The organism is Bartonella doshiae NCTC 12862 = ATCC 700133 (assembly GCF_000278155.1).
GTDB lineage: Bacteria > Pseudomonadota > Alphaproteobacteria > Rhizobiales > Rhizobiaceae > Bartonella > Bartonella doshiae.
Map to the genome: position 1 here is coordinate 342,562 of NZ_JH725095.1, position 14,939 is coordinate 357,500.

The 14,939-nt window shown below is 38.4% G+C and carries 12 protein-coding genes and 1 tRNA gene; 9 read left to right on the forward strand and 4 right to left on the reverse strand.

All coding sequences use genetic code 11. From position 1 onward, the window contains the following. Positions 1–317 precede the first annotated feature (317 nt). From MCS_RS04440 to MCS_RS04450, 3 genes are all read right to left on the reverse strand, one after another. Positions 318–2,492: an isocitrate/isopropylmalate dehydrogenase family protein gene (locus MCS_RS04440; RefSeq protein WP_004856050.1), complete on the reverse strand. Its 2,175-nt coding sequence runs from the start codon at positions 2,490–2,492 to the stop codon at positions 318–320. Then, positions 2,489–3,220, reverse strand: coding sequence for an alpha/beta fold hydrolase (locus MCS_RS04445; protein ID WP_004856051.1), 732 nt, complete (start codon positions 3,218–3,220; stop codon positions 2,489–2,491). Before MCS_RS04445 ends, MCS_RS04440 begins: the two co-directional genes overlap by 4 nt. Before the next feature lie 261 nt (positions 3,221–3,481). Further along, positions 3,482–4,678, reverse strand: a complete 1,197-nt coding sequence (locus MCS_RS04450; protein WP_004856054.1) for a multidrug effflux MFS transporter — start codon at positions 4,676–4,678, stop codon at positions 3,482–3,484. 792 nt (positions 4,679–5,470) lie between these two features. On the opposite strand from MCS_RS04450, the gene MCS_RS08105 reads away from it, so the two are divergent. The 9 genes from MCS_RS08105 (at position 5,471) to MCS_RS04495 (ending at position 13,599) form a co-directional block, all read left to right on the forward strand. Further along, the gene (locus MCS_RS08105) at positions 5,471–5,641 is read left to right on the forward strand and encodes a phage tail assembly protein (protein WP_004856055.1); all 171 of its coding nucleotides are present in this window, start codon (positions 5,471–5,473) and stop codon (positions 5,639–5,641) included. 99 nt (positions 5,642–5,740) lie between these two features. Further along, positions 5,741–6,034, forward strand: a complete 294-nt coding sequence (locus MCS_RS04465; RefSeq protein ID WP_004856056.1) for a hypothetical protein — start codon at positions 5,741–5,743, stop codon at positions 6,032–6,034. A gap of 458 nt (positions 6,035–6,492) precedes the next feature. Then, entirely contained in the window at positions 6,493–7,581 is a 1,089-nt protein-coding gene (locus MCS_RS04470) for a TIGR04086 family membrane protein (RefSeq protein ID WP_004856057.1), read from the forward strand. Positions 7,582–8,165: 584 nt separating this feature from the next. After that, positions 8,166–8,318, forward strand: coding sequence for a hypothetical protein (locus MCS_RS08450; protein ID WP_004856058.1), 153 nt, complete (start codon positions 8,166–8,168; stop codon positions 8,316–8,318). Positions 8,319–8,389: 71 nt separating this feature from the next. Continuing rightward, entirely contained in the window at positions 8,390–9,580 is a 1,191-nt protein-coding gene (locus tag MCS_RS04475) for a hypothetical protein (protein WP_004856059.1), read from the forward strand. Next, entirely contained in the window at positions 9,577–10,770 is a 1,194-nt protein-coding gene (locus MCS_RS04480; RefSeq protein ID WP_004856060.1) for an MFS transporter, read from the forward strand. Before MCS_RS04475 ends, MCS_RS04480 begins: the two co-directional genes overlap by 4 nt. Beyond that, positions 10,763–11,653 (forward strand): class I SAM-dependent methyltransferase, encoded by an 891-nt coding sequence (locus MCS_RS04485; protein ID WP_004856061.1) that lies wholly within the window; start codon positions 10,763–10,765, stop codon positions 11,651–11,653. Before MCS_RS04480 ends, MCS_RS04485 begins: the two co-directional genes overlap by 8 nt. A gap of 4 nt (positions 11,654–11,657) precedes the next feature. Next, positions 11,658–12,332, forward strand: a complete 675-nt coding sequence (locus MCS_RS04490; protein ID WP_004856062.1) for a hypothetical protein — start codon at positions 11,658–11,660, stop codon at positions 12,330–12,332. A 10-nt stretch (positions 12,333–12,342) separates the two neighbouring features. Then, a complete protein-coding gene (locus MCS_RS04495) occupies positions 12,343–13,599 on the forward strand; it encodes a DUF2087 domain-containing protein (protein ID WP_004856063.1) in 1,257 nt (418 codons plus the stop codon). A 1,176-nt stretch (positions 13,600–14,775) separates the two neighbouring features. Here MCS_RS04495 and MCS_RS04500 read toward each other — a convergent pair. Next, positions 14,776–14,852: transfer RNA gene (locus MCS_RS04500), tRNA-Met, on the reverse strand. Positions 14,853–14,939: the final 87 nt, after the last annotated feature.

Below are 14,939 nucleotides of genomic sequence, written 5' to 3' on the forward strand. Positions count from 1 at the left end.
CACAACATTGCTTTTTGATTTACAAAGAATCTTAATTATTTACAACGCTTGAGGCACATGAAATCTCTGGATCCCTTGTCATCAGCTCTATGAAATAGAACATATTGATTTATAATAATTAATCATTATAAATATTGAATGTAGCGAGCCTAATATCGTAAAGTTTTTCTTAATCTTGAATCAAGTCAAAGTCATTTAATTACACATTAAAAGAAAGTTTAACCTATAGATAAAAACCACTTAAGAAAAGGATCAAAATACTTCTTATAATAGAACGTTCAATAATTTGAGCAATATTTTTACGTCCCCATAGAGGTTCATTTGCTTTTCTCAGTTTGCAAAACTCTTTTTAAAACCAACCAAGCTGCATATTCTTGTAAGACGGCACCTAAAAGTGGTCGCGTATAGGGAAAAGTTACACGATCATCACCATAACCTTTCATCCGTATAGTCATCGTGGCATGTCCAAGGCTTTCTTCTTGATTTTCTAATGTCTCGATAGAAGGCTCTAGGCTCACTTCAACCTCAAGCAAAGGAATATCTTGTTTACCTTTTTCTATGGGCTGAAAATATTTTAAAAGGCATGGGTCATTGGCAGACCAATGAACCTCAACGTGCATTGCTAATTGTTTACAAGCAGTAGTAACTTCTGCACCAACCAAATAGGGGTGAAAATGATTTTCAAATTCTTCCACGAAATGTTGTCCCAAGGGCGCTTCTGATTGACCAACCAGTTGCACAAGAACATAGGGGCTTTTCCATAAAAAATGCCGTTCAAATGACCCATTTTCAAGATGATCATCAACCCACTGCGCAATGGTACTTTCATCAATTCCAATCAAAGTCCATGCATACCCCGCACGCGATACAAAAGAATATTTTTTCTTATTTTGTTCTAAATAATTCTCTAAAAGCGCAAGAGCCTGTGATGGTGGACCAGGCAAAACAACAAGCGTACTTCCATCGCAAGAGAGATAAAACCCTGGAGCTGTGCCCGTAGGATTATCAAGCACGGTTGCTGTCTCAGGAAACAATGCTTGACGCGCATTACTCTTATCCGCCGTAATCCCTAATCGTTGTAATTGACCTTTTATTGTTTGCCAAACATCTTCGTGATGTAACAAAGGCTGCTGCACGGCTTTTGCAACTGCATCACGTGTTATGTCATCTGATGTTGGTCCCAATCCCCCACTGATAATGATAAGATCTTCTTGTCCAAGACAAGCAACAACAGTTTCACTGATTTGTTGTAATTGATCAGCGCAAACAAAATGACGGGTGACTTGAATATTTCTCTTATTCAAGCTCTGACTCAAATCCTGCAAATTTGTATTCAAATATTGCCCTGAAAGGAGTTCATCACCAACAGTAATAATCGCCGCCCGACAAACAGAGACAGGATTCACAAGAGCATTGCGAACAGCTTCAGCCATTTGACGCGTAGAGGCGCCCCCTCCAAGATCATAAGGTACAGTTTTTCCAACACGAATAACCTGATCAACACTCTCAGATAATTGTTGTGCTGCATCTTTAAAGCCTAAATGTTCTAAGAGTAGAGCCGTGGTATAAAGCATCGCGGAAGGATTTGCTTTATTTTGTCCAGCAATACGTGGTGCACTGCCATGCACAGGTTCAAAATAAGCCATTTTGCTTCCCACATTTGCACTAGGAGCAAGCCCCAATCCCCCCATTACTCCAGATCCAAGATCAGAGAGAATATTGCCAAACATGTTTTCAGCAACAATCACACCAAACTGCTCTGGCTTCGTTGCAATCCATAAAGCAACCGCATCAACATTATGAATATCTGCTTCAATTTCCGGATAGTTTTGCGCAATTTTCTCAAAAATTTCTCGAGAAAATTGTCCACTTTCTCTCATAACATTGGGCTTATCAGCAAAAGTAACGCGCCTCAAACCATATTCCCGTGCATAAGAAAAAGCATATTCAAATAACCGCTCTAAACCAAAGCGTGTCTGCAAACGGACTGTCCACGCAGCTTCCTCAAGCCCATATTTTGCCAAATTGGGATGTCTTAACCAAGCGGCTGTTTCAGGAGTGATACCCCGAAAATCCAATCCAGCATAAAGACCTTCACTATTTTCTCTGATAACACAAAAATGAAAAGGTTTTTTCGGACCAAAGATGTATCTGACAGGGCGTATATTTGCAAACAACCCTAATTTTTGGCGAAGTTGAAGTACAGGAGAAACATAGGCAAGATTTTTCTCTTTTAAATGCGGTTCCAGTTCTTTTAAAGCCGCTTCTTTTCCTTTACTGGTCACAGCTCCAAGTAAAATCGCATCACTCTGAGTAATTTTTTGCCAAGTTGCTTGAGGAACAGGATCTCCTTCCTGTTTCCAACATTCAAAACCAATATCACCATAAGTAAACTCTATTGGCAATTGAAATTGCTCTAAGACCATCAGCGCAGCATCACAAACCTCTGGTCCTATCCCATCACCAGGTAATGCAAGAACTTTCTTTTTCATAATCCCCCTATCCATTCATCAATGACTGCATCCGTCATTGTAGGATTATCCTCCCACAAACGCGTACCAGCACCAGAGATAATCTTATATTCATGGTTCAGATTATGACTTTTCGTCTGATTATCTACCGTTGCAAGTTGTGACTTTTCTCCCACTAAAGATAAAAACTTCCCCTTATACTTAACGACTTCATCTCTAGCATCCATCGCCAATAAGAGTTTAAACCCTCTTGTCATGCGTTCAATTGCCACGCTTTTTTGTTGATCAGGAACCTCCAATAAGGCTCTTTTTTTCATAATGCCAGAAGGATGCATAAAACCATTGAGTATTTCCAAAGCTCCTGACAAATCATTATTTTCTAAGTAAACAAGAATATCTCCAAGGCGCCGTTTCAAAACCTTATCTGGATAGCCAGGTGCATTCACAGCAAGCACAGCTTGAACATTGGAAAGCCGTGCTGCCAATATTTGTACCAACATTCCAGCCATAGAAAATCCCACAAGCACTGCGGGTTCTTTAAAATAGTTTTTGAGTTTTTCTGCCATAAAAGATAAAATGTCTACAGCAGAATGATTGAGAACATGAGAACTCTTAGGAAAAAGAGAAAGCGTATCCAGCAGAGTGACAGGGAATCCTTTTGATAAGCATAGCTTTGTCAATGGAGAACAAAAAACACCACCATCCCAAATTGGCATTACAGGAGAAAGAATAATAATAGGAAGGCTCATTAATCAATTCCTCCCCTTATTTTAAAACATGCATTAGAGCCAAAACTTTTCCCACCCAATATAATGAAAATATGTTGAAACTCTAAGCTCATACTCTCCCCCCATCATAATCAATTTGTTAAACTCAAACTAAGCTTGTAATAAATTTTAACCCCATTCAATCCAACAGCTTAATAAAAAAATTCATCTAATGTAGAGATGCCCCATTTGTGTAAAACATCAAAAACATTTCCGCATAATGCTTTCTTTTTATCGTTTGACTCAGCTCATTTCTGAGGTCATAAAATCACGGGCTTTTTGAATATAAATGATAAAACCGATCACACAACACACAGCTAACAAAGTGGCCATAGCCCGTGGGCTATGGCCAGATATCTTTCCGATAACCGCCGCACTTAGCGCCGCACTTCCTAATTGTAAAGCCCCCATCATACCAGATGCAGCCCCAGCAGCTTGCGGATGTGATGAAATAGCCAATGCTGTCCCTAACGGCAATAAAAAACCATTACCAAAAGTAAGAACAGCAATAGCCATAAAACTTGTCACAAGGGGCCATGGACTTAGATACATTTGCACAGCAAAGAGCACGCCTCCTATAACAAAAATAATGTATCCTCGACAGACAGTTTTTTCCATAGACTCTCGTTTGAAAAACCACCGCGCCACGAGATTCCCTAAAATATAGGGTAGAGAAACCCCGACATAGCTATAGCCAATATAGACAGGTGATAAACCCAATATTGTGAGTAAAAAAGGTGATTCCACAATATAAGCAAAATAAGCTATGTAAGAAAAACACGGAATAAGTGCATAAAAAATAAATTGTTTATTTCTAAAAACGCCTAAATATGCCTTCATCAATCCTACGGGAGAAAAATGCTGCCGTTTTTGAGGGGGAAGAGTTTCCGTTAGCACAAAACAACACAGCAAAATGGTCAAAAATATAAAAAAGCTTAAAAAGATAAAAGTTGCCTGCCAATGAAAAGCTTGTATCAAAAGTCCACCAATGAAAGGTGCAAGTGCTGGTGACATTCCAATAAAAGGGAAAACAATCAAATAAAGTTTTCCGGCCGCTTTTTTATCCAATAAATCATTGATAATTGCACGACTTAAGACGATACCCGCACAAGCACCAAGACCTTGCAAAAAACGTAACACAAGAAAAGCGTGAATATGAACCGTATAAATCACACCAAGTGTCGTAAATAACCACAAAAATAAGCCCAATAGAAGTGTTTTTTTACGCCCAAAATTATCACTCAGCGGCCCATAAATAAGCTGTCCAAGTGCCAATGCCAACAAAAAAACTGCCACTGCATTCTGAATTTGAGATTGTGTCACTTGATAATATTGACGCATCTCTCCCAGTGCTGGTAAAAAAATATCGGTAGAAATCAATCCTCCTGTTGATAAACATACGATAAGTATAATGAATGGTAATGTATATTTATGTTTCATCAGGAAAGTCACATTTCTTAAATTTAAAAATATTTAAATTTTACGTGTATAGCAAAATAATAATTTATATTTATAAATATAAATCTATTTTAACTTTATCCACAGAGAATAAAATAATAAATTTTCTTTATTCTTTTACTTTATTTGAGAAAATTCATCTTGTTGATGCATAAATCCAATGTCTGATCCGCACGCACACACTCAACACGTAAACAAACACTTAATGCTTCACTTTATAATTAATTTTAAAGCATAAAAAATCGCAATTTTAAAACTATACGCAAAAGAAGCTAAAAGATCAAAACTCCCCTTCAGAGATATATTTCTCAATCCCAAATAGCGCATTTTGTTGTATTCATGTTGCCCTATCTTCATCAGCTTTTTTCATTGATATCATCAACAAAAACGCTCCCAAACTCTATCACTCTCCCGACAACATCTTTTATCAGAATTGGTTTACAATGCTCAAAGAAAAAAGAAGCCACAAACTCCCTCTCCTCAAAACTACCCACGCAAATATTATTGTAACAATAAAGCGTATAATAATGGCTCATGGAAAAGTTTTTATCAACACAAATAATTGAGCAAATAAACTTAATAGCCCACTAATATCATAAAGCAAATTGTGCTTCTGTCTCCCCCTAAAATCTAAATTCATCTTGTCCATTTTGTTAGATTTTCATTCTACATAACCAGCACCAAGTTTACTGCCTAAGCTATTGACAAACATGATATAATAAAAATTTGATAAATCATTCTGCATCTAATTTAGAAAGCAGGGAGAAGCTATTAATGAATATAATAGAACTAGCCATGTACCAATTACTTGTACCTATTAAAGTGGAAGGAAAGACATACACAGAAATCACCTTACGCCGCCCGAACTTTAAAGACTTAAAAGCAATACAGAGCAAAGAAGGTGACGAGCAATCAATTGAAATGATCGCATGTCTTTCAGGGTGATCCTATAATGCCATCAGTAAACTTGGTGTTCGTGATTTTTTAAACATTAAAGACATTTACGGGTCTTTAATAAAAGAATTACTAAAAGAGTTTGATAAAATGCTAAACAAAGTAAATGCATCCATAAAAAGCGTAATGGATGAATGTACTTTAATCGACAGTAAACCCGAAAAACACACAAGTAATCTTCACACAAATACATTTGAAACAGAATCCATGACAACTGCAAATGCAAAAGTAAAAACCTGTAGCACCTATGAACCGATTACAGTTCATAGTCCCTACGTCATAAAGGGGGAACACATGACTTTTACAAAATGCAGTTTCTTAGTACAAGATGGTCCATCAAACCAAATTTATCTCTCAAATCAAAATGGCTCTTACATCGCATAAAAAACCTGCATGTGAAACTAAAAAACAATCTTTGGAGAGAATCCCGAAACTTTTGGACATTGTCTCAAAACTTTTCAACTTTCCTCTCTGGTTTTGGGAGTTTTTACTCAAAGAACTTAGAAAATTTTTCTAGCATGGTTTTGATAGAGCGCAATAAGAGAAGGAAAAACAGCTTAGAACACTCATATTTCTTTCTTCTTTTTTATCTCTCATAGCTTTTTGAATTGAATACTTTTGTATTTATTTTAAATAAATAGTGCAATATAAAAAACTAAAATTTTAGAAGACGCGCTGTTTTTGCAAAAAACAAAATAATAAAATGAAGACTCTAGAATTTTAAGTAATGATCACCGTCTTTTTTTCGGTGTTTTCTGTCCTTTTTGGCGCATATCTATTCACTTTTGGAACATAATTGGCAAAAAGACATTGTATCTCCAGCATATTCAAGGAGATAAAACATGGAAACTCGTATTCCTGAAGACACACCATTTGATACGCATTTTCTAGGAGAAACATCCCTAGAAGAACGGTATCCACTTTTTCACACACCCATTTCATGGTCAGCAATCTTGGCTGGAGTGGTGACAGCACTAGCAACCTCAATCTGCTTGTCTTTTCTGGTTACAGCTTTAGGCTTAAGTCAAATTGACCTCACCTCGTCTGCCCCTTTTGAAGGCACCTTTCTCTCCGTAGGAATTGGATCGCTAGTTGTTATGCTGATCAGTCTTTCTTTAGGAAGTTTCGTTTCTGGACGTTTTGCAGAATCGTCAGGCGCACTTCACGGCTTTTTAACGTGGGCTCTCTTAACACTTCTTATGGCCATCCAAGCCATATGGTTGGTCTCAAATGCTGCAAGCTTAAGCGCTAAAGCTGCTATAGAAAACACGTCAGCAATCGAACAATCCGTCGACAACTTCAAAACAAATCTTTCCCCCCTTCTTTCAAAATTAAACGGCAAAAATATTGAAAGCTTTTTACGGGATAAACAAGACAATAACATCGACTTTGACAAATTGAGCAATGAATTACGCACACTTCTCAATAAAAGTGATATTCCTGCTCTCAATCCTGAACACTTGAAGCAATCCTATCAGGAAGCTCTTAAAGATATTGGGTCAACAATAACAGCTTTCAAAAATGACCCTTCTCACTATCGCACATATCTAAAAGATCTCAGTGAACGTCTTTCTGATCGCATCCAAACAATTACCACAAAGTTTGATCGAAGCGATATCATAAACAACCTCATGAACAATGGCATGACACGTGCAGATGCACAAACAACCGCCAAAAATGCGCTTCATCTCTACCAAACAGCAGAAGCAAAAACTGAAGAAGCACTCAAAGCTCTTGAAGAAAAAGCTGAGACACTGTCTCACAAGCTAGATACAGCCGTAAAAGATGCGCGTCACATTGGAAATAAAGCCGCAAAAACAGCATCGCATATGGGATGGTGGGGCTTTTTAGGAGGCTTAATTGGTGCCATTATTTCAAGTGTTTGTGGCTACTATGGCTACAGAAGCCGCAAAGACTCTTTTATGCTTTAAAAATTTTTACCTCATAAAACCTAAAACCAATAAAAAGCTGTACAAACCGTACAGCTTTTTATTGTAAACTGCTCTTGATAACTTTATCTTTGAGCTCTTTGTTGTTGTAAGATAATCTCTATCATGTTCTATACTGTTGGCTAACTCTGATGTTGAAAGAGATATTTAAACACTCCTTGCATTATTCAATAAAAGAACATTCTCATATGTATCCTTACAGTATAATAAAACACACAAGAGACATCTCATTTATTTACGTTTCATAAAATAGCACCAATATAAAGCTTTTCACTATTCCAAATTTTTTAAGAATAGAACACACAGATACAGATGAAGAGAGTGCATTATTTTGACAAAACATTCACGATCAAAACCCCGTATTTTAGAAACACCCCTTCTCTATACATAAGGAATAATTTACAATTCCCCTGGTAAAAAAATTATGATCAGCTCTTAGAAGATAAAATGCCCTTTTCAATTAAAATGGTATTTGGCAAAAAATTAAATACATGCTAGATAAAGTGGCCTGGTAATTCTTTATTTGGATTATCATTTATCTTTGTCAGTTATAAGGGGGGAAATATATGAATATTTCACTTAATGAAGTAGAAGACGTTATTGAATTATCTGATGGCGAAGTTATGCCAATGTTAGCCAATGTTAAATATGCTCAGCGGAATGTCATCCAAGTTTGTCAAAGCACTGTTGATACGGATGATTTGCATGAAGTACAATAGTATATTATTGATGCACATCTGCTTATACATCTATCACATTCAGTGAAAAAATTTAGGTGTATTTAATTGGCATGTTTGAATTATTTTCTGAAAACTTTTCTCAAAAAGTTTGGGCTAAACAAGCAGCTGAGTTATCAATCTCAAACATCCCTTTCCATGAAGGGGATGTTTTGGATGCTCTAAAGCAATATGCTCTATATCCTAGTAAACTCTTAGCACTTAACCCTAAATCCGAAGCAGTGACAGTTATTAATGGAGTACGAAGCCCACATCCTCTTCAAAATTTTCTCGTTTCTGATACGGATAGGACTATAGAAGAATATACTGCCCGCGTTAATCAATGTGCCGAAAAGCAAGAATGGGCGGTTATGTATTATGGATTATACGCTGCAACCCCTGCTCTGTGGGACGTAGCAAAACAATTTGCGGATCAGTTAGCACACTCTTTAAGTTTTAGACCTGGTGGACGCGTGGATATTGACTGTTTCATCGGCCGATATTCTTCTACCCATGTTGGGATCCATGTGGATCATGCTCACAATTTTGGTTTTACTCTACAGGATGGCAAAACAATGTTTGTATGGCCCAGCACACGAAAAGAACTCCAAGGGCTAAAATATCCTGAATATGAAGAGCATAAATCAACCGCAATAGCACTACAAAATCGTACAGACCGCGTTGCCTACTTTCCCCATAATGCTTTCCACGTTGCTGAAACTGGAAAAAATATTGCTGCAAATGTTAATATTGCTTTTTGGGAAAGGGCAAGCGATGCGCAACATCATAAAAATTATGTCACGCATTTGCTCCATCTTGATGATCAAACAAGACATGATATCCATACATCGGGAAGAGCAAGTTTAAATCCTAATAATGCTTTTCAACACTCTGCATTAAGCACTGCAATTGCACATGGCACCTTAAAACGCCATATGCTTATTTCTCAATTAATTTGTGATACAAGTTCGCGTTTATGTGTTGGTCGCCCCCTTGTTGATATCTCTGAAATTGAGAGTGAAATCACTCTTCGCTTCCCCAGTACCCTCCAATGGGTTCCCTTGCTTGAAACAAAAGAACTGCTCATCGCAGCAAACGGGCATTGCGCCAGTTTTGAATATAGCTCTTATTTAGAGAACTTTCTCTCTCAACTTTCATCGAAAGAGAAAGTAAACATATCGAAATTAAATGATAAGCTAAGTAACACAGCAAAGAAAGAAATTTTAAAAACCGTAAAAGCTTTAGCATCTTGGGGGGCATTGTGATAAAGAAAAAATCCATTATTTTTGCTCAAATGGGGCTTTTCTTCGTTTTGTCTCTGAGCAGTTTTGCCGATGAAACAGCTCAAGTTACATTTGCTCTACACTTAGCAGAGAATACAGCCTCTATTTCAATGCTCCTTTTTGCTGGGCTTATGGGTGCAATTTGTTCCGGACCAATTGCACCGTATCTCTTGCATTGGCTAAGTGCTTCTCGAACAGTTCCTGTTGTTTTATTATTTGAAGCAATATTTATAGCCACAGCTGCAATCACCAACCAATTTTGGATTTATATTGCTATTTCTTTTGCACTGGGCTGTGCTGGATCACTCTTTTGGTCTGCAATCCTCGTTTCTGTACCTGAATTCGCAAAAACTGATCAACAATTAGACCGTATAAACCGCATCATCCAAACGGTGCGTAATCTTGGTTATATTGCCGGACCTCTCCTAGGAGGCGTGTTATATGGCATATCAAATGGGCAAAGTGGATTGTTTGCACTCTCAATCATGGTTCTTTGCACAACCTTTATCACTACATTCTGTTTTAAAAGTTTAAAAATTCATGCACAAGAGACAAACACATCGAAGCAAACTAAAAAAGGACTAGATTTAGCGGGTCTATTGCGTAAAAAAAATATCGTTTATGCCCTTGCACCCCTCATCATCACCATCATACTCACCTCTGCTCTCAACGTGTTATCGATTGTCCGCATCCGCACCGAGCTGAACTTAAGCGCTGAAATCTATGGGGTGATCACAAGTGCGATAAGCCTAGGCTTAGTGGTCGGTCCTCTCTGCTTCTCCAACTTTTTTCACCGCTTTGGCAATGCCACTGGTGCATCATTGGCCGCGACAATCATTGGCTTTAGCATTTTTTGCTTTTCCTTAACACATATCGTATGGTTGATGATGCTGTCATTTTTTATCCTCGGAGCAGCCAACGGTGTGCAAAACGCTCTGATGGCAAGTTTTATGATGAAAGCCATTCAGAAAGAACACCGAAATAACCAAATGCCTGCCTATATCTTCATCATACAAACATCCGTGTGCATCGGCTTTATAGGAGCCGGATTTGTCCGTGTGCACCATACCCAAAACACACTTCTTGTAATCGGCATCATCACCATAATCACAGGAACATTAGGTTTTATCTTAAATAGCATTATGCAAAAAAAGGAATATGATAATGGTTAGTAGACTCGGCCGTTTTTCCCCTAAAATAAACAATGCAAAAAAACTTGATCTCCAACCACCACTTGATAGAATCATTGCTTCCGATATCGTGCAGCTTCGTACCAGCCAATATTACTTTGATGAACCACTCTTTGATGCATATGAACGAACAACTGTTCCAGCTACTTGGGATTTTGAGGCTGTAGAAACAATAGTTCATGATGAACATCGTATTTTTGATATGGGATGCGGTGATGGTCGACTCTTATTACATCTAGCAAAAAAATTTAGGCTAGGCAGCAGCATCGGTATAGATATCTCCGACATTGCTATAAAACGCTTTCAGTCACGTATCCCTGCTGAAAAGAAAGCTTTCATCCATGCACGTCAAGGAGATATTTTTAATATACCTTCTGATATTCTATCACAACGCTTTAATATTATCACTTTTGGTGATGCTACAATAAATTTTATCCTTGAAGAAGACAAATTAGAAGAACTTTTTTGTTCAGCAAGAAAACTTTTATTCAATCAAGACAGCCGTGTTACAGTTGCAATTTTTGATGATGGTACCCCTGAGCAGTTAGCCTTTATGGATAAACGATGCACCGTTGTGCCATTTCTCCCCCCAAATGGTCGAGCCTCCTTAATCTGGTGGGCTTATAAATACGATGCAGAAAAGCTTATCATGCACCGTTCTGTCTTCGCCCAAGACGATTGGAATGCTTCAGGAAACATTGAAGGTGTTGTCTGTGATTTACGTGATCGTATGTGGACACCTTCCTCCATTATTCCCATTGCCAAGCGTGCAGGATTGAGTGTGGATACAATCATTAAATCGGCGGTTCAAGATGGCGTTGCAGTTGGTATGGGGACTGCTACAGTTATTTTAAAACCGGTTTAACACCATGCAACAAGATCCCATAGGCTTAAATTTTTACAATGGAACAGGCGGTTATGTATGGCAACTTGCAGACACCATGCAACATGATTTTAATGAGAGCACCAACACGCTTGAATTGCAAAAACCAACACCACCTACAACCCTCAATTCTTTCGCTGTCTACCCACGTGAACTCAATCCCTTGGCGCACATCCAATGGGCTAAGGACGTGCAGATAATAAAGAATAAGCCCGCGCTCATTGGGAAACGCCAAATACAACCTGTAACGGTTTTTTCTACGAAAGGAGCGGCATTTGGCGGTTTTGATTTCCTAACATCTGAAGCACTTCATAAAGGCTGTCTTGTTCAATCTTTAAAAAAAATACAATTCAATGGTTCTCTTCTTGCCGCGGACAGTCTTTTAATATCACTGTCGCGACACGGACTCATTCAAACAGATCAAAAAGCCTTTTCAAAAGATGATGCAACGGCTCTTTTACGAGAACCTACATGCTGTATTGTAGATTCTCCTATTGGTTACCTTGCCATTAACCAGCTTAATGGTCGCACAATCCGGCTTCATGAAAAAACAAAACATCTCTTGAAGCAAGCCGCCATACCAATGCGTATTCAATACCCCATAGAAGATTCAATAGAACTTTTTGTAAAAGCAGGAATGCTGCGATTGGTAAAATTATAAGGATCAAAAAATGCAGCTCATAAGACCTGGCATGGGAACAGAAAATAGCACACAACTCATTTATGCTCTCATTCAAATGGCAAGACCGCGCACAGTCATTGAAATCGGTGCGGGCGATAGCACACGCTTTATCGCAAAAGCACTTCAAAAAGCAAAACAAGCGTGGCAACAGGATAAAAGGCTTCTAGAATCCTCCCTTTGGGAAGAGCGCACAGCTTTACTCGATCCCTCAGGAATTCCTGAGAACTACGAACCGCGGCTTATTACAATTGATGATTTTACAGCAGAAGGTCAATCAGCAGAAGAAGCATGGCAAGCACTGCTTAAAGACGACATTGAAAAAAACACGGTAACATTTATCAATGAAAACTTTTTCTCCCTCAATGAAAATACGCTCAAATCTTGGGAGCCCATAGATTTTGCTTGGATTGATGCTGGAACTCCAGCAGATGATGTACGGTTTATTATAACGCTATGGGAACATATTGCCCTCGGTGGTTATCTTTGTCTTCATGAACCAACAATGACGACATCTGTTGCTATCAATGGCGAACAACGGGTTCGACGTGTTAGAACCCCCATCTGGGAAGAAATCCTTTATCGGCTTGATGGATCCTATGAGGCTTTAACACTCCCCGAAAACCACAAATATCGCCAAAGTGGTCTCGGTATCGTCCGTAAACGCACCAAAACTGAACAGGTTGTACGTTTGCAATCGTTACAAGCAGAATTAAGAGAAATCAATGAATTGCCCATTCGAAATGATATTTTGCCCATGGGAAAAGAAGCACTTCACAAACGCAGAACATGCAATTCTCTCATTTCTGCAATGACCTCAGCTACACTGCGTACTGTCTATGCTGCAATTATACTGGGCGCTAAAAATCTTTCTGATATCCTCAAACATGTCGATTCAGATGCAAAAATCATTCATAAATCCATCAATCGCCTTTTGAATCTTGGTCTTATTCAAAACGCAAAAGAAGGATTCCAAGCAGAAGAAACACTATGGAAAGCACTAGAGGATAAAAACGAACGGGATATGGAAAATTTAAGCGACCGCCACTTAGAAACGGAAGATATGCTTACAAAAATTGTAGAAGCATTTCAAATGGAGAAAATATATAGCGAAGCTGAAGTATCAAAGATATGCAATCTCTTTACTGTAGATTTTGCAAGATTAAGACGCATCTTGGTTGAAAGTGGATTTTTAAAACGGTACGCGGGTAAATATCAACGCGTACGCTCAAGAGGGAATGAGGTTTAGTGTCACGGCGCTTATTAGTCGCTATTGTTTTTTTACTTGGGGGAAGATATTCGCCCCATAGCAGCTCCCCTCTCACTTATAGGCTCTATGTGTTTTTACGCGCTCCTACACACTTTTTTGTGCTTTCATCTTCAGATGAGTTATGATAGTTTTTGTTTTCCGGTATAAGGAAAAACTTTTAGATTTATCGGTTTAGAGAGAAGAAGGCCTTCTCTACCCACCCTGCTTCAGAGGGCATGATATTTAGTATCATAACCCTCTTAGTCTCTATTTCGTTCTTTTATGCTGGGAGAATCCGATTGACCGCAGCGCGTTCACCATATGTGTTTGTGAGCGTTTATAAGCTACTACGTTTCTTTCCTGTTTTTTATGGTGCTTCTATGAGCGCAGTGCGTTAGGAAGAGGGTATATGTGCGTTGCAAATTTCGCTCCCTTGGGATTTTCACCATGATTGCAAGCATGTTAGTTTGTTTTGTTATTAGCACTCCTTTAAGACTTAAGCGCCCCTCCATTCCTTTGGCAAAGCCTTCTCTATAGTTTATAAAAGCCGATATTCTATAGCGGAATAAAATTTAGTGATCACGGGCTCTATGGCTTCCCCCTCCCCACTGCCAGCTTCCGTTCAAACGTCAGTACCAATGACTGCAAAAGCACAAAACCACTCCTTATTTTTCTCACGACAGAAAATTTTTTCTCCATCACGCTCATTTCTACAAAAGATTGCAAAAATCATCAATCCTTCAAAGAGCATTCCACCCTAGAAGGGGCAAAAGGGGCTAGAGCAGATGGTCCAAGAGATGATGTGAGATGGTCCCTTTCAAAACAGATAGTACATTGCGCCAAAATTATCTAACAAGGATAGGGATATACAGCTTCTGGAGTTTTTTTCTCTTAAGGGTTGCTTTATGTATGTTAGGATAGATGTAAGAAGCTTTTTCAGCTCTCCAGAAGTTTTTATAGTATGAGTTAGATTGCGCGTTTTTTCTCACGCCATATCCCCTTCTGTTCTATCAAGCTCGACTTCTAATAAAAGTAATGTAGATGTGGAAGTTTGGATGAAGCCTTATTCTATAACCTTTTCCCTTAGGTGCATTATTATATTTTACGTTTTATCATGAGCGCATTGTTATGTTTAGAGCTCATTTGATTTTTATGGAAGTATTATTTTTGGAAGTTTGGTTGCGGGGGCAGGATTTGAACCTGCGGCCTTCAGGTTATGAGCCTGACGAGCTACCGGGCTGCTCCACCCCGCGTTATAAAGATTAACGCAAGAATTTTAAAATTTCTACGAATAATTGCGTTAAGATGGTATTTTTTTAAATGATTGATTTTGTATCAGA